Origin of the sequence: Mycobacterium tuberculosis complex sp. N0072 (assembly GCF_030323725.1) — a bacterium.
GTDB lineage: Bacteria > Actinomycetota > Actinomycetes > Mycobacteriales > Mycobacteriaceae > Mycobacterium > Mycobacterium tuberculosis.
This window is the reverse complement of sequence record NZ_CP040689.1, coordinates 198,971-216,671: the sequence shown is the minus strand read 5'-3', so window position 1 is coordinate 216,671 and position 17,701 is coordinate 198,971. Positions and strand designations below refer to the sequence as shown.

Below are 17,701 nucleotides of genomic sequence, written 5' to 3'. Positions count from 1 at the left end.
CTAGCTCGTTCAGCGCACGCCCTCCTGCGCGTAGACGACGCGAAACACGTGACCAACTTCGGGTCCCATCACCAGCTCTGTCAGGGTGCACACCGTCGCCACAAACTCGGGTCCGTGTGGCGGTGGCACCTGGCACAAATGATGCGCCACTTCGTGTAGCACGACCAACTCGCGCATCGCCCAACCGGCGGTGTGCCGGTCGGGTACCGCAATAGTGCCTGTGCCGCCATGGTTTTCATAGTGCGCCGCGGTGGCCGCCCGGCGCGCCCGCACGCGCACCGGCGACACCGTCGGCCAGTTCTGCCCTACCGCCGGTAGCGCAAGCACGTCGTCCACATAACGCTGCACCGATGCCACCGAACCGAACCGACCTTCTGGGGGCAGCGTCAACTGGGTACCGAAGAACTCCACCGTCGGTGAGCCGTGTGCGGTGACGCGGTCGAACAAGGTCCGGACGAACGCCTCGGCCGCGTACACCCTGGCACGCTGGGAATCCCGCGGAACGTCCGCGCCGATCACCGGCCCAGCGCGGCCCGTGCCCCGGGCAGCTCGGGGTTGTTCCCGAGTCGTGCTTGCCGTCCCGCTCGATCACCGGCGCGCCGTGCCGCCGACGAGTATCCCGCGGTGGCCCGGCTGGCTCGCCAGGCGCCGCGCGCCTTAGAGGAACGACGGTAGTACTCATGCAGCTCGATGTCCTTGTCCCGCAGGGCAATTGCGGTACCAGGCGGACGATCACGGTCCTTGGTGGCTTCCTGCCGAGTCTGCTCTCGGGCATCGGCCAAGCGCTGGCCGACCCGGGCGCCGAACGCCAGCTGGAAGTTGAGTCGGGCGGTGATCGTCGGCGTGGGCCGGTGCGCTCCCGAGGCGAGGTAGGCGTCGGATGCCCGGACCATCTGGACCACCAGGCTGGCGTATAGGGCGTGGCTGGTGTCGATGTCCTCGGCGAACCCGTAGGCGTACACGAACGTCGAATTCGATGCCACGTCGCAGCGCACATCGTTGGCCGCCGCGATGAGCACGAAGAGCTGCACATAGGTCCGCAATCCGCGGGTGCCCGCCGCCCCGATGGTGATGGTGCGCTGTGTCGGGGCCTGCGCGGGTGAACGGTTGCCCGCGTGCGACCGGGCCACCGCCAGGTCGATGGATGCCGCCGTGGCCAACCGTTGTGCGGTGCTCATGAACGCGTCGGCCTCGTGCGGGTTGTCGGTGCCTTCGGCCTGGCGCAGCAGGGCTGCGATGCGGGCCAGCATCTTGTCGTTGGTCATGGCGCCAAAACTAGTGGAGGGCTGCGACAGGTCGGCTCGGCCTACAACCGCTCGGTGAGCCAGGCGACCACATCGTCGAGCACCTGGTTGCGCTCCGGCTCGTTGAACACCTCGTGGTACAGCCCGGGATACTCCTTCAGCTGCACGTCGGCCGATCCCACACATTCGACCAGGCGACGGCTGCCCTCGATGGGGATCAGCCGGTCATCGGTGCCGTGCAGCACTAGCAGCGGCGCGGTCAATGCCGGTGCTCGCCGCGGCATGGTCTCGCCCACCTGCAGCAGCGCGCGGCCAATCCCGGCCGGAACCCGTCCGTGGTGCACGAGTGGGTCGGTGTTGTAAGCCTGGACCACCTCAGGGTCGCGAGAGATGGCAGTAAAATCCAGTTCCTGCACCGGCAGGCCGGGCACCACGACGCCCAGAAGCTTGGCGGCAACCGCCACTACCGGGCTCACCAGGTCCTGTGCCGCCACCGCCGGCGCCGAAAGCACCATCAGGTCGTAGTTGTCTGGACGTTCGACACCGTAAGCGAACACAATGCCGCCGCCCATGCTGTGCCCGAGCACGATGCGCTTGCACCCGGGATATTCCCGGGTGGCGATCCCAACGAGGGTGTCGAAGTCAGCGGTGTACTCGGAGATGTCTCTCACTAGCACCCGTTTGCCACCCGAGCGGCCATGCCCGCGGTGGTCAAGCGCATAGGTGACCAGGCCGGCCGCGCCGAGCCGCTGCGCGACATGGTCGTAGCGGCGGGCATGCTCGCCCAGACCATGGGCCAGCACGACCACCGCTTGCGGCGCGGTGTCCGGCGTCCAGACGTCGTAGACGATGCGCACATCGCCGATGCCCGCGAAATTCCGTTCAGTCCGGGTGGTAGTCATTACCGGGAGCGTAACGGCTGCTCCGGTGAGAGTGTCGGAGACTCTGCGTAGGCTCATTGACGTGAGTGTGCTCGCAGAAAACTCTGGCCGCGAGCCCGCCGACGAACGGCGCGGGGACTTCTCCGCCCACACCGAGCCCTACCGGCGTGAACTGCTCGCACACTGCTATCGCATGACTGGCTCGCTGCACGACGCGGAAGACCTTGTTCAGGAGACGCTGCTGCGGGCCTGGAAGGCCTATGAGGGCTTCGCGGGCAAGTCCTCGCTACGCACCTGGCTGCATCGGATCGCCACCAACACCTGCCTGACGGCGTTGGAGGGCCGTCGACGCCGGCCGTTGCCGACGGGGCTCGGGCGGCCGAGTGCCGATCCGTCCGGGGAGTTGGTGGAACGTCGAGAGGTGTCCTGGCTGGAGCCGCTGCCGGACGTGACGGACGACCCTGCTGATCCCTCAACGATCGTCGGGAACCGGGAATCGGTGCGGTTGGCCTTTGTGGCGGCTCTGCAGCACCTCTCACCCCGGCAGCGAGCCGTACTGCTGCTGCGCGACGTGCTGCAGTGGAAATCGGCCGAGGTGGCCGACGCGATCGGTACCAGCACCGTCGCCGTCAATAGCCTGCTGCAGCGGGCCCGCTCTCAGCTGCAGACGGTCCGGCCCAGCGCCGCCGACCGGTTGTCCGCGCCGGATTCACCCGAGGCGCAAGACCTGTTGGCCCGCTATATCGCCGCGTTCGAGGCTTATGACATCGACCGGTTGGTCGAGCTGTTCACCGCCGAGGCGATCTGGGAAATGCCGCCGTATACCGGCTGGTACCAGGGCGCACAGGCCATCGTCACCCTCATTCACCAACAGTGCCCCGCCTATTCGCCTGGCGATATGCGCCTGATTTCGTTGATCGCCAACGGCCAGCCCGCCGCGGCCATGTACATGCGTGCCGGTGACGTGCACCTGCCTTTTCAGCTACACGTGCTGGACATGGCCGCCGACCGCGTGTCACACGTGGTGGCCTTCCTCGACACCACCTTGTTCCCGAAATTCGGCCTGCCCGATTCGCTGTGATGGCGAACGTGACGTCATGACCGCCACCGTCGAGATAAGGCGTGCGGCCGACCGGGCGGTCACCACGACGTCCTGGCTGAAATCCCGGCATTCGTTCTCATTCGGCGACCACTACGATCCCGACAACACCCACCACGGGCTCCTGTTGGTGAACAACGACGACCAAATGGAACCGGCTTCGGGTTTTGATCCCCATCCACACCGTGACATGGAAATCGTGACCTGGGTGCTGCGGGGAGCGCTCAGACACCAGGATTCCGCCGGCAATAGCGGAGTGATCTATCCCGGTCTGGCCCAACGCATGTCGGCCGGCACCGGAATCTTGCATTCGGAAATGAACGATTCTGCTACCGAGCCGGTGCATTTCGTGCAGATGTGGGTAATACCCGATGCAACCGGCATCACTGCCAGCTACCAACAGCAGGAGATAGACGACGAACTGTTGCGCGCCGGCCTGGTAACCATCGCGTCGGGCATACCCGGGCAAGACGCAGCGCTCACCCTGCATAACAGCAGCGCCTCGTTGCACGGCGCGCGGCTGCGGCCCGGCGCTACGGTCAGCCTGCCCTGCGCACCCTTCCTGCATCTGTTCGTCGCCTACGGCCGCCTCACTCTGGAAGGTGGCGGCGAGCTTGCCGACGGGGACGCGGTGCGGTTCACCGACGCTGACGCCCGCGGCCTGACCGCCAATGAGCCGTCGGAAGTACTGATCTGGGAGATGCACGCGAAGCTGGGCGATTCGGCAACATAGAGTGGCCACGACAGACAGGAGCCCGCATGTCTCAAGCGCAGCCGCGCCCCGCCGCACCCAACCCCAAGCGGAACGTCAAAGCGATTCGGACGGTGCGTTTCTGGATGGCACCGATCGCCACCACGTTGGCCCTGATGTCGGCGCTGGCCGCGCTCTATCTGGGCGGCATCCTAAACCCCATGACCAATTTGCGGCATTTCCCAATCGCGTTGGTGAACGAGGACGCCGGGCCCGCGGGCCAGCAGATTGTCGACGGTCTGGTTTCCGGCTTGGACAAGAACAATTTCGACATCCGAGTGGTTTCGCCGGACGAGGCCAGGCGGCTGCTCGACACCGCGGCGGTGTACGGCTCGGCGCTGATACCGCCGACCTTCTCGTCGCAGCTACGGGACTTCGGGGCGAGTGCGGTGACGCCAACCCGCACAGACCGGCCCGCGATCACGATCTCAACGAATCCGCGGGCGGGCACGCTGGCAGCTAGCATCGCCGGCCAGACGCTGACCCGGGCACTGACGGTGGTCAACGGCAAAGTGGGCGAGCGACTTACCGCGGAGGTAGCGGCCCAGACCGGCGGTGTGGCACTGGCCGGGGCGGCGGCGGCCGGGCTGGCCAGTCCCATCGATGTCAAATCCACCGCCTATAACCCACTGCCCAACGGCACCGGCAACGGGCTGTCGGCGTTTTACTACGCCCTCTTGCTGCTATTGGCGGGCTTTACCGGCAGCATCGTGGTGAGCACCCTGGTGGACTCGATGCTTGGCTATGTACCAGCCGAATTCGGCCCCGTCTATCGCTTCGCCGAGCAGGTCAACATCTCTCGCTTCCGTACGCTGTTGGTCAAGTGGGCGGTGATGGTGGTGCTGGCGTTGCTCACCTCGGGTGTCTACCTGGCGATCGCCCACGGCCTGGGCATGCCGATTCCGCTCGGGTGGCAAGTATGGCTCTACGGAGTATTCGCGATCATAGCGGTCGGCGTCACGTCCAGCTCGCTGATCGCGGTGCTGGGCTCGATGGGCCTGTTGGTCAGCATGTTGATCTTCGTCATCCTCGGATTGCCGTCGGCGGGCGCGACCGTCCCGCTGGAAGCCGTACCAGCGTTCTTCCGCTGGTTGGCTCAATTCGAGCCGATGCACCAGGTGTTCCTAGGTGTGCGGTCACTGCTGTATCTGAACGGAAACGCCGACGCCGGCCTGTCCCAGGCCCTGACCATGACGTCGATCGGGCTGATCATCGGGCTGTTGCTGGGTGGATTCATCACACACCTGTACGACCGCAGCAGCTTCCACCGAATTCCGGGAGCGGTCGAGATGGCGATCGCCGTGGAACACCAAGCTCAATACCAAGCTCGCCAAAGCGCACGCGAAAGCTCAAGCGAACAACCGTAATTCGAACGCGGCCGAACCGTCACGCAGCTGTTACTGAAGTTGACAGTGTGATCAGTGTGCCTAATGCTGGGATGGTTGCATGTGGATTCGGGCCGAGAGGGTTGCTGTGCTGACACCGACTGCCAGCCTGCGCCGATTGACGGCTTGCTACGCCGCGTTGGCGGTGTGCGCCGCCCTCGCCTGCACCACCGGGCAGCCGGCCGCCCGCGCCGCCGACGGGCGCGAGATGCTCGCCCAAGCGATAGCCACCACCAGGGGCTCATACCTGGTGTACAACTTCGGCGGCGGTCATCCTATGCCGCTGCTCAACGCAGGTGGTCACTGGTACGAGATGAACAACGGCGGCCATCTGATGATCATCAAGAATGCCTCCCAACGGCTTTCACCACATCTACTGGTAGACACCCACACTGGAGACCAGGCGCGCTGCGAACACAACCCAGGTGCTCGCACCGGTGAAGGCTTGTGGCAAGCCTCCGAGATCTACCCGCCGCTTAAGGCGTGGCAGCGTATGGGGCGACCCACCATTGCGGTCAACGCCAACTTCTTCGACGTTCGCGGACAAAAGGGGGGCAGCTGGCGGTCGACCGGCTGCAGCTCACCGCTGGGCGCCTACGTGGACAACACCCGCGGACAAGGACGCGCCAACCAAGCGGTCACCGGCACCGTCGCCTACGCCGGAAAGCAGGGCCTTTCCGGAGGAAATGAGTTGTGGAGCTCGCTGACGACGATGATCCTTCCGGTCGGTGGTGCACCGTATGTTTTGCGGCCCAAAAGCAGACAGGACTACGATCTTGCCACTCCGGTGATCGAGGACTTGCTCAACAAGAATGCACGGTTCGTCGCCGTGGCCGGAATCGGGCTGTTATCCCCCGGCAATACCGGCCAGCTCCACGACGGCGGTCCCAGCGCCGCGCGAACGGCGCTTGCCTATGCGAAGCAGAAGGACGAGATGTACATCTTCCAGGGCGGCAACTACACCCCGGACAACATCCAAGACCTGTTCCGCGGCCTGGGTAGTGACACCGCGATTCTGCTCGACGGCGGGGGGTCATCGGCGATCGTTCTGCGCCGTGATACCGGGGGCATGTGGGCCGGCGCTGGGTCGCCGAAAGGATCGTGCGACACCCGTCAGGTGCTCTGTGACTCCCATGAGCGGGCGCTGCCCAGCTGGCTGGCGTTCAACTAAGGCTTCGCAGCGCCGGCGGGCTCGGTCCCGCTACACCTGCGGCGTCAAATCCAGCGAGGTGATGGTCGTCATCCTGGTCACCAGCCACCGCGCGTCATAACGCTTCATGAACAGCCGGTAGGACAGATACTTCAATGCTGGGATGTTCTTGGTCACCGGACTGGTGGTCGTGGTGTTGGTGTAGACGATGGCAACGGCATCCCGGCCGCTCAGCGATTCCACGGCAGCACCGGTGACCTCGGTATCGTTGGTAATCTTGGCCTGTTTGTTTGCTGCGGCGATCTGGTCGACGAATCTGCGGTACTGAGCCGCGAAATCACCGCTGAGGTAATTCGCGGCCCGATCGGCCAGGGTGTCCATGTTCTCCGGCGTGTAGGTCCACAACGTCGTGATCGCATTGGCGGCGGTCCGCGCGACCATGAGCTTGGTGGCCACCACGGCGCGCTCGGAGAGGTAGGGCTCCACCGTCGCACCAGCGAACGCTGCCGAGCCCACGAACAACGCAGCGGCCACGCCGACCGTGATCGCTAACCGCCTGCCACGCGATCGTCTTGCCCGTGTCTTGCCGCCCCTGGCAGCCGTCGCGGCCGAATCATCCTCGTCAGCTTGGCTGTCAGCCACGGCGGCACCGCGTTCGTCCGGCTCTCCCGCGGCGTCGATCTCGCCCCGGTGGCCCTCGGTGGCTGCGGATGCCGTGTCGGTGGACTCTCCGTTGGCAACGGACTTTTGGGTCAGATCACCGGAAGCAGACTGCTGATCTTCCACTCGTTACCTTCCTGCTTAGCCGTTACCAGCCAACGATTGGCGTTCGAGACCACCCGCTTGCCGTCCGCGGATTTCGAGGTGATCTGGGTGACCACCAGCACGTTGGCACTACCATCCTCGTTCCACCTCTGTACGCCCGCGTCTAGAACCGTTCCTGTGGTCGGTTCCACCCCGGAGATGCGAATCAGGATATCGTTTGCTCTTTCGTGGTACTGCTTGGCGAAGTCGCCCGTGGCGTGGGACAGCACCCGCTCCGCATATTCGTTGGCGTGAAACGGATCCGGTGACGTGAACATGGTCATGAAAGATCGGACATCACTGAGCATCACGATATCCTTGTGCGCTGCTCGCTGGTGCGATTCATGGGAGATCCGCATGAGCGCACAGGCTGAGATCGCCGCGGCCATAACCACAGCGGATGCGGTCAGAGCCAGCGGCAAACCCCATCGCCGCGACGGTTCGATTGACTGCGGGGCCAGCAGCGCCCCCTCGCCGGGTTCAAACTTACGACGGGGGCTCATTTTTCGCCGGTGGGTTGTCGGGGTTTCATCACGACTGCCAGATCGTCGAGGCGCCATTGCCCGCGCGATTTTTGGAAGATCGCCCGCACAGTTGCGCTGATATACCGCTGATTGGGTGGTGTACCGCGTTCACCCTGCATGAACAACAGCATGGTCGCCTGAGCTGGTGTCGCCGACAGCACCGCGCTGTCGGTAACCCAGTACTGGTTACGAACAGGTCCCGACTCGCGCACCGAATCCTGTTGGATGCTCAGCTGCGGGCGGTACCTGTCGGTGGCCAGCGATCGCGCCCGTTCGAAATCACGCTGCACCGTTTCGGGGTCGTAGCTCAGGACGTCGACCACGAGCTTCGGGCCCCGCGTTGCGAGCTGCGCGCGAGTGTGATCGGTTTGCCATTCATTGACGTACACCACCGCAGCGCCCACCGCGGTTGCGCTCGCGCACGCGCCCGCCGCCGCCAATGCCACCGCCGCCGTCAGTCGCCGTATCACCGCGGGCCGCTGCACCGGTTCGACACGTCGCACCTCAGTGCGCAACAACAGGTCGGCGAAGGTGCGTCGCCGCGAATCCCACAGCGGCCACAGCCAACCCACAAACAGCGAGAGGGTGTCCACCAAGTGCGCCAAATCCCGGACCAGCAACCGCCACGGACCGATGGCGGAGCCGTCACGCCGAACCACCCGGATGCCGGTAAGAGCGCGGCCAAGACTCCATCCGGTAATCGTCGGCAACAACAACCGGTTAACGGCCAGAAGGAGAATGGTCAATCCGAGCAGACAAGCGCATAACCACCGCCACGCGCTGCCCGGCGGCACCGTTAAAGCCGTCAACGCCATGGTCGCCGCCACGGCGAGCCCGGGCAGCACGTCGATGGCGAAGGCGCCCGCCCGAACATGCCAGGGCGCTGCACCGTTCGGTGTCGCCTGGGGCAGGGTGGTCGGCGTCTTCTCGACCACCACCGTCACTTCGTCACCTGGTCGAGTTTGGCGATCTTATAGCGGCCCTCATCCAGTGCCATCCGGACCCGAAGACGGTAGCCGACTTCATGGGCATCCGAGTCGGTGTTGGACACCTTGACCCGGAGCGCCACCAGAACATCGACCGACCCGTCATTGTTGTTGCGCTCGACCGCCGCGCGCATATCGGTCACTTGCACGTGGACGCTGGCCGCTTGATACGCCTCGACGAGCATGCTGGTGTACAACGACGCCTGGGCACCGAAATCACCGGTGCCACACTCGATGATCTTCTGCATGCTAGCCGACATCGCCCCAGCATCGGGTGCCTGCGTGGCCGCAACGCAATCCTTAGCGGCCTCAATGGCCGCAAGGTCCTCGCGCGCGATTGATTGGCTTTCCTGGTGTGAGCGCAACGCAAAATAACCCGCTGCGCCAAGGCCACCGGCCAACGCGAGCAGCGTCGCCGCAATGCCAACAAGCCAGCCTCGCCGCAACCGCGACGGGCGCCGCTCGACGAGGGCCTGTTCTGGGCACGCGTCCTCGCCGAGCTCTCCGGCGTCAGATTCCGCCGAATCCGCCGCCTTCACCTGCGGGCCAGTCTGGTCGGCTCCGGCGTCAGATTCCGCCGAATCCGCCGCCTTCACCTCCGTAGACGACGACTTATTCGCATCGGCAGGGTTCAGCTGGCCGGCGCCAGCATCTCCTTCCATCCGTCGTCTCCTGTTGTGCTCGAGTTTGCGACGGCGTACTTGACACCATCCGGCCCCACCAGTTCACCGCTGGCCGGGCTATAGACCGCCGACGGGCCCGATGTTGGAGTGTAGACGCACGGGTTAGGCTGCTGCCCGTTGCACTGCACAGTACCCGAACCCGGTCTTTGCAACGGGTCACTGACCGGCGGGGGCGTTCCTTGCACCTGATCGGCGGGCGCCGGATTCAAACCGGTGTTGATCGAGGGCGCCGGAATCACCAAACCCGGCTTCACCGGCTGATCGCAGCGCGCTCCAGGTGCCGGGCAGGTGAGAATCTGGTTCGGATCACCAAACCACGGGTTGGTACCCAGCGGAACGTACGGGTCCTTACTGCGGCACTCCTTCGGCGTCGCCGCTCGTTTGCCCGGGACATCGACACAGGGAATGTTGCGCGCCCCCCGGACTTGCAGCTGGGCATCCTGGGGAATCTTGCAATAGGTTCCCGACGGCAACGGCCTGGGACTGGTATCGGCCGGAGACCGCCACTCCGATGCAGGAAGAAAACCCGTCAAGCACGGCGGCGGATAGTTGATCGCCGGCGCGAGCGGCAGCTGGGCAGCACCCGGAGTTGGCGTGAGTACGGTCTGTGCGATCGCGGCACCCTGTGGGAGGAACACCAACAATTGCTCCACGCCGGCGTGGTAGCGCTTGAGCATATCGAACACAACCTCAAGATTGGCCAGGGTCTGTGGCAGCGAATCGCGAACACCGCTGAATACCGCGTTAACCTCATCGGCGGTGGGGGCCGCCTGGGACAGGATGCTTCGCACGTTCTGATCCCTGGTCGCGGTCTGTGCGGCCAGATTGTTCAATTTGCGCGCCCAGCGCTCGATCTGATCACCCGTGTTGACCTGGCTGTCCAAAATCGGCCCGGAGTTCTCGATGATGTCGTTGACGTCGCCAATGTTGGTTTTGAAGTCACCGACGATCGCTTGAGTGGAATCGACCAACCGTTGCAACGCGGGTCCCAGCCCACCCACCGCTTGCGCGGTCTCGTCGAGCAGCAAGCCGATCTTCTCCGTGGGCAATGCGGCCAACCCGCGATTGGAATTGTCCAGCGCCGGCCCGATCTCACTGGGAACGGTGCCCTTGGTGATGGTCTGTCCGGAGGAGAAGTATTTACCCGGAGCACCGGTGGACACCAGGTCGATGTACTGCTCGCCCACCGCTGACACCGAATGCACGTTCGCCGAGGCATCGACGGGGATTTTGTAGTTGCTGGCGATGCTCATCGTCACTCGTGCGCCCTGGTCGGTGGGCTCGACGGCAGTAACCTTGCCAATGGTGATACCGCGGTAGGTCACATTGGCCGTCGGATACAGGCCACCCGATGCGGGCAAGTCGGCCTTCAAGGTGTACTGCCCGATACCCACCAGACTCGGAATTCGCAGGTAGTACCAGCCCAATACGACGATTGCGACTACGGAGACGATCGCAAAAAGGATCAACTGGCGTCGGATGAAGCGAGTCAGCACTGGCGATTTCCCCTTTCTACCAGCGGGCCGCCCGGCGCATCGTTGGGGTTCGGTGTGTACCGGATGTCGGGAATCATTGTCTCGGGATCGCGGCCAAAAGACTGCTCGAGGGCGCGCAACGCACCGGAGAATCCGGTCCCGGTAAGGAACGCATTGTCGATGGCGCTGTAGGTCAGGTCCAGCGTCAGCGACAAGTTCATGTAGTCGCCCCGCACCAGCTGCGGCACGGTGTCGACGTCAAAGGGCTGGGTGAGGATCAATTTGAGCGCACCCACCAGATACGGAGCGGCTCGACGCAGTTCCTTGAGCGGGCATTGCAGCGCCTGCAGGTCCTGGTGCAGATCGCCCCGGGCAGCCGAAAGATACTGGTCGGCGGACTGGCTGAGCCGGCCTACCGCATCGGAAGCGTTGATCAACAGTTCCTGCTTATCCGCAAAGTGCTTGATCAATGGCGGTAGGTCGGTGAGCACCCGATTGAGGACTTCCGAACGACCGCCCACATAAGCCAACAACCGATTGGTGGAATCAATGGCGCGGGTAATGTCATCGCGTTGCTGGTTGAGCTCGTCGGTGAAGGTGTCGAGCTTGCCAAGAAAGGCCCGGATCTGGTCCGCCCGCCCCGTCACGATGGCGTTGATCTCTTGCTGAATCCCTTCGAGGTTCACCAGGCCGCCGCCGCGCAACAAGGTGGCGATGCTGGCCAGCGTCTGCTCGGTGGTGGGATAGGCCGAGGAGCGCTTCAACGGGATGGTGTCACCATCCTTCAGCGGCACCGGCGACGGATCTGGCGGCGCGGCCAGCTCGACGTGCTGCGAACCCAGCAGGCTGGTCTGCCCGATCTTGGCGGTGGCATTTTTCGGTAGCGTGACGTCCTTCTTCAGGCTCAGCGTCAGCGTGGCCACCCAGTTCTTCAACTTGATCGCGCGGATCGATCCGACCCAGACGTCGGCCACCATGACCCGACTGTTGCCGTTGATCGCCAACGTGTCCGGCATCTGCACGTAGATGGTGTAGGAGCCCGGGCCGGTGCCCGGGCCGCCGGGGATCGCCACATTGGAGATGCCGCGCCAGCCGCACGAACTCAGCAAGAGTGCGAGCACCAGCAACACCAGCCCCTGCCAGGCTCGGTGGCGCATCACCCGCATCCGCGCCAGCACGCTCATCATTGACCCCCTCCTGCCTCAGCGGGCAACGGCGCCCCCACCGGTGCCGGCGTCGGTGGCACCGGACCCGGGATTACGTCGGGCCCAGGAGGCGGCGGTGGTATCGGCACCTGTGGGGCCTGTAAACCGATCGGCGGCAGCACGGGGTACTCGTCGTACGCATTCGGGGGTCCGGGCGGGGTTTGCAGCCCTGACGACGGAGGGGCGATATCGGGACCACCCATGAGTTCGGCCAGGGACTCCGGCGTCAGCAAACCCTGCGTGATCGGTCCCACCTGAACCCCTTGCATCCCGGGTGCCACCACCCAACCGGGCTGCGTGTTGCGGTGTGACAACGGCGTATCCGGCACCCAGATGCCGGGCACCGTGGTGTCCTTGTACCCGTTGGGCGGCTGCAAGCGGGGCTCGGAGTACGCGATCTCTTTAGGCAGTGTCGAGGCGGTGCTGGCCACGTTCAGGCCGAACGGAAAGTAGTTGAACTTGATCGCATCGAGGACTGGCGCCAGATACTGCGCACAGAGTTCGGCCGACTCTTGATAACCGAGCCGGCTACCCGCCTGAATCGAGCTGCAGATGAACTCCATCGGGTTGGCGAAATTCGTGAACGCGGAAAGCGACACCACGCCACCGTGTGTCGGATGGTAAAGCTGGTTAATGTTCGCCGCCAGCGTCGGGAAGATGTGCAGGACGGTCTCCAACCCATCCAACGGATCGGGCTGCAGCAACGTGGTGGTCACGGTCGCGAGATTATTGACGTCATGCGTCAGCACCTCGCGGTTCTTGGCGAAGAACGGGCGCGCGACGGCGAGCAAGCTGTCGAATTGCTGGATGGCGTTCGACAGGTCCGCATCGGAGTGGGTCAACCTGTCGGTGAACTCCGCAAGGTTCTTGTTCAACGCGACGAACTGTTGGTCGTCCTGATGTAGCGCGTTGACGAATAGCGCCAGGCTGCGTACCACCGCGAAGAAGTCGCCGCGGCCCTCATTCAAGGCGTTCAACGCCTGCGACAGGCTGTTCAGCGTGGTGTTGATTTGCTTACCCTTGCCGGCCAGCCCGTCGGCGAATGCCTCGATGACTTCGCCGAACGGCCCCTTGGGCTGCTCAGGTGTCGGGCCGAGCTCGTCGATAATATGCGAAACGCTGTCCCGCAGCTCGTCCCACTCCGTCGGTACCTGGGTGCGCTCGACCGGGATCACCGCATTATCGGCCAGCACTGGACCACCTCTGTAGGGTGGCTCCAACTGAATGTTCCGCGACGCCACCAAGGTGGGGTTGAGGATCACCGCGGAGGCATTGGCAGGCACCTTGTACTTGTTCTGGTAGTGGAAAGTCACCTTCATTTTGTCGCCGGCTGGTTCGATCTTGTCGATCGAACCGACCGGGAGGCCCATAATCTGGACCTTGTCTCCGACATACAGCGCATTGGCTTGGGTGAAGTAGGCGACCACCGTGTTGTTCGTCAGTTTTTGATAGAGCCGCACACCAACAATTCCGGCGGCCAGCGCCAGCACCACCACCAACGATCCGATGACAACCGAGGCCCGCGACAGCTGCGGCAACCGCAGGTTGCGGATATCAAAGATGGTGCTCAATTCTCGCTACCTCCCGTCACGCCACTACCGCCGGTGCCGCCGGGGTTGATGAACGGGGCCGGCAACTGCGGCCCGGGGCCCGGTGGTGCCGGCGGGCCTGGCGCCGCCGGGGGCGGAGCCGGACCAGGCGCCGGCCCGAGGGGCAGCGTGCGTGCCCCGGGGGGAGCCTCCTGTGGAATCGGCACCGGCGTGCCGGGAACGTTCGGCGGCACCTCACCCGGACGTCCCGCGATTGGTAGGCCCGGGGCGGGCGGTGGACCGTCTGGGTTCGGCGGCGACGTCGCGACATCCAGCGGCGCCGGGAAATCGGGGCCACCGAATGGACCTTGAGTGAGGTTAGCGCAGGGCAGCGGATCCCACGGCCGCGGCAGACCGTCCGCCGGCGGGGTGTAGGAGCACGGCGATCCCGGCGGCACCGCCGGCCCGGGATGCTCGGGCGTGCCCTCCAACACCGGCGGTGGTGGCGGCGGCGCACCGTTGGGGAACCGGGTGCCATTGGGGTCGGGCCACCGGTATGCCGGCAGCCCGGCGCTGCGCCAGAAGTCCTCCGGGCTAATACCACGCTTCTTGAATGCCGCATCGACAAACGGCTGCAAGATCTGACCCGGCACCAGGTTGGCCAGCAGCACTTTGAAGTAGGGCCCAGAGGCAAACGTCTCACCGAACGACGCGCTGAATCTGCCCAAGATCGTCAGGGTTTCAGCCAAATCCTCCTTGCGGTCGACCAACAGGTCGGTGAGGATGCGCAGCTGCTCGAGCACATGGTTCAGGTTCGGGTTGTCGTTGATAAGGTTTTGCACCTGGGCCGAGAAAGCGGAGATGTTCCCCAGCAGGGCGTCGACCGCGCGGCCGCGCTCGTTGAACGCGGCGATCAGGGTCTTAGCGTTGACCAATAGGCGGTCGACCTGCTCACTGCGATCACCCAGGATGCTGGCCACCTGGTTGGCCTGGGCTAGTAGGTGCGTGATCTGCTCGTCGCGCTTGCCGATGGTGTCGGAGAACTTAGCCACCCCGTCGAGGGCGGCGCTCAGGTGCGGATAGGTCTGATCAACGGTCTCCGACAACACATTCAGCGACCGCTTGACCGTCTCGATGTCCCAGCCGGATGCGGCCTTGGTGACGTCGAAGAACGCGTCGTAAATCTGGTACGGGGTGGTGCTTTGCCCAACCGGCAAAACGCCCCCGGGCGGCAACGCTTGGGCGCCGCGCGGCTCGATCTCGAGCACTTTCCTACCCAGGATGGTGTCGGTGCGGATGGCTAGGCGGCTCTCGGTGCCGATGGTGTTGGTGCCGATGGAGAACTTGACCACGATGTGGTCGCCGTCGATCTTGAGCCCCTCCACGGTGCCCACTCCCAAGCCGGCGATGCGTACCCTGTCGCCCTTGTGCAGTCCGCCGGAGTCGGTGAACTGGCCGTAGTAGCTCGGCTTTGCGAATAGCATGGGAACACTGGTAAAGCTTTGGCCCACAGCGACAACGAGCAGCGCAACGACGATGCCCATGAGCCCAATTCGCATTCGGTTGGGTGGTTCCAGCGTTCTCATTGCGGCGTGCACCTACCCGTCGGCTGGCTAAAGAGCTTCACCGTGCGGACCGGCCCTCCGGCTTGGAATCCGTTCCACTTGATCTGGAGGTCGCAGAGGTAGAAGTTCTGGAAATCGCCGTAGGTTCCGTTGGCGCGTCCGAGCGCCGTCAACGCGGTCGGCGTCTTGTGGAGCAGGTCGTCCAACTCGACGCGCTGGTCGATGACCGGTTGCTGAATAGCGTCCAGGTAGCTGACGGCCTTGCGCACCAACGTGCGATTCTCGGCAAGCAGGTCGGCCACCGTGCCGGCGCCGTTGCTGATGTGCGCGAGGCCGCCGGCCAGCTGGTCGGAGTGGTTCCTCAGCCCAGTGATCAGATTCTCCAAGTTATTGACCGTCTCGTCGAACTCTTTTCGATGCTTGACCGTGGTGTCCAGCACGATGTTCAGGTTCTTGACAACCTCACCGATCGCCTGATCGCGCTCCGCGATCTGGCTGGTCAGTTGCGCGGTCTGGTCGAGGATGTCGTTTATGGTGCCACCTTGCCCCTGGAAGACGGTGATGAGCGCGTTGGCGATGTTGTTCACCTTCGCGGGATCCAACGCCCGAAACACCGGCTTGAAACCACCGATCAACGCGTCCAGATCCAAGGCCGGTGACGTGCGGGACAATGGGATGAGTCCACCTGGCGGCAGCAGATCGTTGGCCCCCTTGCCCTCACCCCGTTTGAGCTCCACGTACCGGTTACCGATCAGGTCGGAATAGCGGATCTGGGCGGTCGTGGACTGATACAACGGCACCGAACGATCGATATTGAACTCCACCCGAACCCGACGGCCACCGTCGACCAGGTGTAGTGCTTTGACCTTGCCGATCTCTACCCCCGAAGCACGGACAAACTGGCCTTGGCGCAGCCCGCTGACATTGCTGAACTCCGCGGTATAGCCATTAGTCCGGTCGAAGCGCATCTGACCGAAAATCACGATGATCATCACCGTGAAGAACAGCAGCACCACCGAGACGATGCCGAGTTTGACGACGGTTCCAGTGATTTTCATGGGTTGATCGTGTTATCCCCTACCTGACGGCCCCATATGTACTCGACTGCATAAGGCGAGCCAACCTCCATGTGGTTGTACGGGGCGAGGCTGGCACCGGTGTCCATCACCAGATACGGCGCTGGCCACAGATCCCGGGTGATCGGCTGCCAGCAACCGGGGGCGCCCCCCGGGCCACCGCGAGCGTTCACCCGCGGCAGATTCTCCGGATAGGTATAGGGATTGGGCGCGCCGCCAACGATTCCGGGTAGGGCTCCCGCTAGATTTGCGGCCACCGCGAGGGGCGGCGCTATCAATCCGGCTACCAGTCCGATTCCGATTGCCGCCCCATTGGTGGCTAACGCCAGGGGAGACAACAAGGAGATACCTATCCCGGATAGGATCTCTGAGTTCGTCCTCAGCGAGTAGCCGTTACCGCCACCGGCCGCCGCTTTAGCGAGCGGATCGGCATCGTAGAAGTTGCGGATCGTGCAGAACAGTTCCGGGCTATAAGTGTCGAGCAGGGTGGCGGTGGGGACCAGGTCGGCGACCCCCCGCTGCAGATACGGCCCGCCGCGGTCGAAGACATCGGCTGTGGTGTTGCCGAACCCGGCCGCCGCCAACAGCGCCGAATCCAGTTCCGCTTGCTGGGCATTGATGGTGCGGGCGGTGGTCACCGAACTGTCGAGAAAGTCGAACAGGTCCGGCGCCGCGTCGGCGTAGACGTCGCCCAGAGCCGCCAATTGCTGAATGTCGTGGCGCGACTGCGGCATCCGCGAATTGAGGTCATCCAGAACGGTGTTGGCGTTGACGATCGACTCGCCGAACTTATCGCCCAGCCCGGTCAACGCCTCCGCGGCCGCGCTCAGGGTCAGGTTCAGCTTGACCGGATCCACCTTCTCGGCGATCGAGGTGAGCGTCTGGAACAACGTGTTGATCTCGGTGGTCACCGACCGTACGTCGATGACGTCTTTTGGCGTTATCCGCCTCTTTGTCGGGTTTTTCGGCGTGGTCAACGACACATACTTACCGCCGAACACCGTGGTCGCCTTGATGTCGGCGTTCACATTTGCCGGAATCAGGTGGATGTAACGCGGATCCACATCCAAGATGAACTTGGCCGCCGACTCGCCGTCACGTGTGACCTCCGAGATGGTGTCTACCCGCCCGATCTCCACCCCGTTATAGGTGACCTTCGACCCGGGATCCATCACCAAACCCGCACGAGCGGACAGCATCGTCAACTGCGTCTTGGGCGTGAACTCCCCGCGAAACTGCAGGTATACCAAGGCAACTACGAGCGCGAAGACCAGCACTAGACCCAAACCCGCCGTCTTGTAGGGCGGCACTCGCGCCTTGTTCAGCTTCCCCGGCGTCGTCATG

Annotated in this window: 17 protein-coding genes; 4 read left to right on the top strand and 13 right to left on the bottom strand. The window is 64.0% G+C overall.

Going from position 1 to position 17,701, the window contains the following annotated elements; genetic code table 11:
- Positions 1-9 precede the first annotated feature (9 nt).
- The 3 genes from FF952_RS00995 to FF952_RS00985 are packed head-to-tail and all read right to left on the bottom strand — an operon-like array spanning position 10 to position 2,146.
- Positions 10-519: a TIGR04338 family metallohydrolase gene (locus FF952_RS00995; protein WP_003401120.1), complete on the bottom strand. Its 510-nt coding sequence runs from the start codon at positions 517-519 to the stop codon at positions 10-12.
- Positions 516-1,265: a DUF2786 domain-containing protein gene (locus tag FF952_RS00990; RefSeq protein WP_003401116.1), complete on the bottom strand. Its 750-nt coding sequence runs from the start codon at positions 1,263-1,265 to the stop codon at positions 516-518. The genes FF952_RS00995 and FF952_RS00990 overlap by 4 nt, the downstream gene beginning before the upstream one ends.
- Before the next feature lie 41 nt (positions 1,266-1,306).
- Complete coding sequence (locus FF952_RS00985) at positions 1,307-2,146, bottom strand: monoacylglycerol lipase (protein WP_003401112.1); 840 nt, start codon at positions 2,144-2,146, stop codon at positions 1,307-1,309.
- Here FF952_RS00985 and sigG point away from each other — a divergent pair.
- From sigG to FF952_RS00965, 4 genes are all read left to right on the top strand, one after another.
- Positions 2,094-3,206, top strand: a complete 1,113-nt coding sequence (gene sigG, locus FF952_RS00980; protein ID WP_003401110.1) for a sigma-70 family RNA polymerase sigma factor SigG — start codon at positions 2,094-2,096, stop codon at positions 3,204-3,206. The two genes, FF952_RS00985 and sigG, sit on opposite strands and share 53 nt — an antisense overlap.
- Before the next feature lie 16 nt (positions 3,207-3,222).
- Positions 3,223-3,957, top strand: a complete 735-nt coding sequence (locus FF952_RS00975) for a pirin family protein (protein ID WP_003401107.1) — start codon at positions 3,223-3,225, stop codon at positions 3,955-3,957.
- A 26-nt stretch (positions 3,958-3,983) separates the two neighbouring features.
- On the top strand, positions 3,984-5,342 hold the full coding sequence (locus tag FF952_RS00970) for a YhgE/Pip domain-containing protein (RefSeq protein WP_003902882.1): 1,359 nt from the start codon (positions 3,984-3,986) through the stop codon (positions 5,340-5,342).
- 79 nt (positions 5,343-5,421) lie between these two features.
- Positions 5,422-6,531 (top strand): phosphodiester glycosidase family protein, encoded by a 1,110-nt coding sequence (locus FF952_RS00965; RefSeq protein ID WP_003899845.1) that lies wholly within the window; start codon positions 5,422-5,424, stop codon positions 6,529-6,531.
- 30 nt (positions 6,532-6,561) lie between these two features.
- Here FF952_RS00965 and FF952_RS00960 read toward each other — a convergent pair whose 3' ends face one another.
- The 10 genes from FF952_RS00960 to FF952_RS00915 are packed head-to-tail and all read right to left on the bottom strand — an operon-like array spanning position 6,562 to position 17,700.
- Positions 6,562-7,296 (bottom strand): Mce associated membrane protein, encoded by a 735-nt coding sequence (locus tag FF952_RS00960; protein ID WP_003899844.1) that lies wholly within the window; start codon positions 7,294-7,296, stop codon positions 6,562-6,564.
- On the bottom strand, positions 7,263-7,817 hold the full coding sequence (locus tag FF952_RS00955; RefSeq protein ID WP_003401099.1) for a mce1 operon protein: 555 nt from the start codon (positions 7,815-7,817) through the stop codon (positions 7,263-7,265). Before FF952_RS00955 ends, FF952_RS00960 begins: the two co-directional genes overlap by 34 nt.
- Positions 7,814-8,782, bottom strand: coding sequence for an RDD family protein (locus tag FF952_RS00950; protein WP_003401096.1), 969 nt, complete (start codon positions 8,780-8,782; stop codon positions 7,814-7,816). The genes FF952_RS00955 and FF952_RS00950 overlap by 4 nt, the downstream gene beginning before the upstream one ends.
- Positions 8,779-9,420 (bottom strand): Rv1363c family protein, encoded by a 642-nt coding sequence (locus tag FF952_RS00945; RefSeq protein ID WP_003401093.1) that lies wholly within the window; start codon positions 9,418-9,420, stop codon positions 8,779-8,781. Before FF952_RS00945 ends, FF952_RS00950 begins: the two co-directional genes overlap by 4 nt.
- A gap of 35 nt (positions 9,421-9,455) precedes the next feature.
- The gene (locus FF952_RS00940; RefSeq protein WP_003401091.1) at positions 9,456-11,003 is read right to left on the bottom strand and encodes a virulence factor Mce family protein; all 1,548 of its coding nucleotides are present in this window, start codon (positions 11,001-11,003) and stop codon (positions 9,456-9,458) included.
- On the bottom strand, positions 10,997-12,169 hold the full coding sequence (locus tag FF952_RS00935) for a virulence factor Mce family protein (protein ID WP_003899841.1): 1,173 nt from the start codon (positions 12,167-12,169) through the stop codon (positions 10,997-10,999). The genes FF952_RS00940 and FF952_RS00935 overlap by 7 nt, the downstream gene beginning before the upstream one ends.
- Positions 12,166-13,758 carry a virulence factor Mce family protein gene (locus FF952_RS00930; protein ID WP_003401084.1) on the bottom strand — a complete coding sequence of 531 codons (1,593 nt, stop codon included), beginning with the start codon at positions 13,756-13,758 and terminating at the stop codon, positions 12,166-12,168. The genes FF952_RS00935 and FF952_RS00930 overlap by 4 nt, the downstream gene beginning before the upstream one ends.
- Entirely contained in the window at positions 13,755-15,302 is a 1,548-nt protein-coding gene (locus tag FF952_RS00925; RefSeq protein ID WP_003901818.1) for a virulence factor Mce family protein, read from the bottom strand. The genes FF952_RS00930 and FF952_RS00925 overlap by 4 nt, the downstream gene beginning before the upstream one ends.
- Entirely contained in the window at positions 15,299-16,339 is a 1,041-nt protein-coding gene (locus FF952_RS00920) for a virulence factor Mce family protein (protein ID WP_003899839.1), read from the bottom strand. Before FF952_RS00920 ends, FF952_RS00925 begins: the two co-directional genes overlap by 4 nt.
- Positions 16,336-17,700 carry an MCE family protein gene (locus tag FF952_RS00915; RefSeq protein ID WP_003905248.1) on the bottom strand — a complete coding sequence of 455 codons (1,365 nt, stop codon included), beginning with the start codon at positions 17,698-17,700 and terminating at the stop codon, positions 16,336-16,338. The genes FF952_RS00920 and FF952_RS00915 overlap by 4 nt, the downstream gene beginning before the upstream one ends.
- Position 17,701: the final 1 nt, after the last annotated feature.

What these genes read in the sequence shown, in the direction of transcription:
- FF952_RS00985 (WP_003401112.1), bottom strand. Translation starts at nt 2,146, where the DNA reads ATGACTACCACCCGGACTGAACGGAATTTCGCGGGCATCGGCGATGTG.
- FF952_RS00920 (WP_003899839.1), bottom strand. Translation starts at nt 16,339, where the DNA reads ATGAAAATCACTGGAACCGTCGTCAAACTCGGCATCGTCTCGGTGGTG.
- FF952_RS00975 (WP_003401107.1), top strand. Translation starts at nt 3,223, where the DNA reads ATGACCGCCACCGTCGAGATAAGGCGTGCGGCCGACCGGGCGGTCACC.
- FF952_RS00970 (WP_003902882.1), top strand. Translation starts at nt 3,984, where the DNA reads ATGTCTCAAGCGCAGCCGCGCCCCGCCGCACCCAACCCCAAGCGGAAC.
- FF952_RS00925 (WP_003901818.1), bottom strand. Translation starts at nt 15,302, where the DNA reads ATGAGAACGCTGGAACCACCCAACCGAATGCGAATTGGGCTCATGGGC.
- FF952_RS00955 (WP_003401099.1), bottom strand. Translation starts at nt 7,817, where the DNA reads ATGAGCCCCCGTCGTAAGTTTGAACCCGGCGAGGGGGCGCTGCTGGCC.
- FF952_RS00935 (WP_003899841.1), bottom strand. Translation starts at nt 12,169, where the DNA reads ATGATGAGCGTGCTGGCGCGGATGCGGGTGATGCGCCACCGAGCCTGG.
- sigG (WP_003401110.1), top strand. Translation starts at nt 2,094, where the DNA reads ATGCGCACATCGCCGATGCCCGCGAAATTCCGTTCAGTCCGGGTGGTA.
- FF952_RS00915 (WP_003905248.1), bottom strand. Translation starts at nt 17,700, where the DNA reads ATGACGACGCCGGGGAAGCTGAACAAGGCGCGAGTGCCGCCCTACAAG.
- FF952_RS00990 (WP_003401116.1), bottom strand. Translation starts at nt 1,265, where the DNA reads ATGACCAACGACAAGATGCTGGCCCGCATCGCAGCCCTGCTGCGCCAG.
- FF952_RS00965 (WP_003899845.1), top strand. Translation starts at nt 5,422, where the DNA reads ATGTGGATTCGGGCCGAGAGGGTTGCTGTGCTGACACCGACTGCCAGC.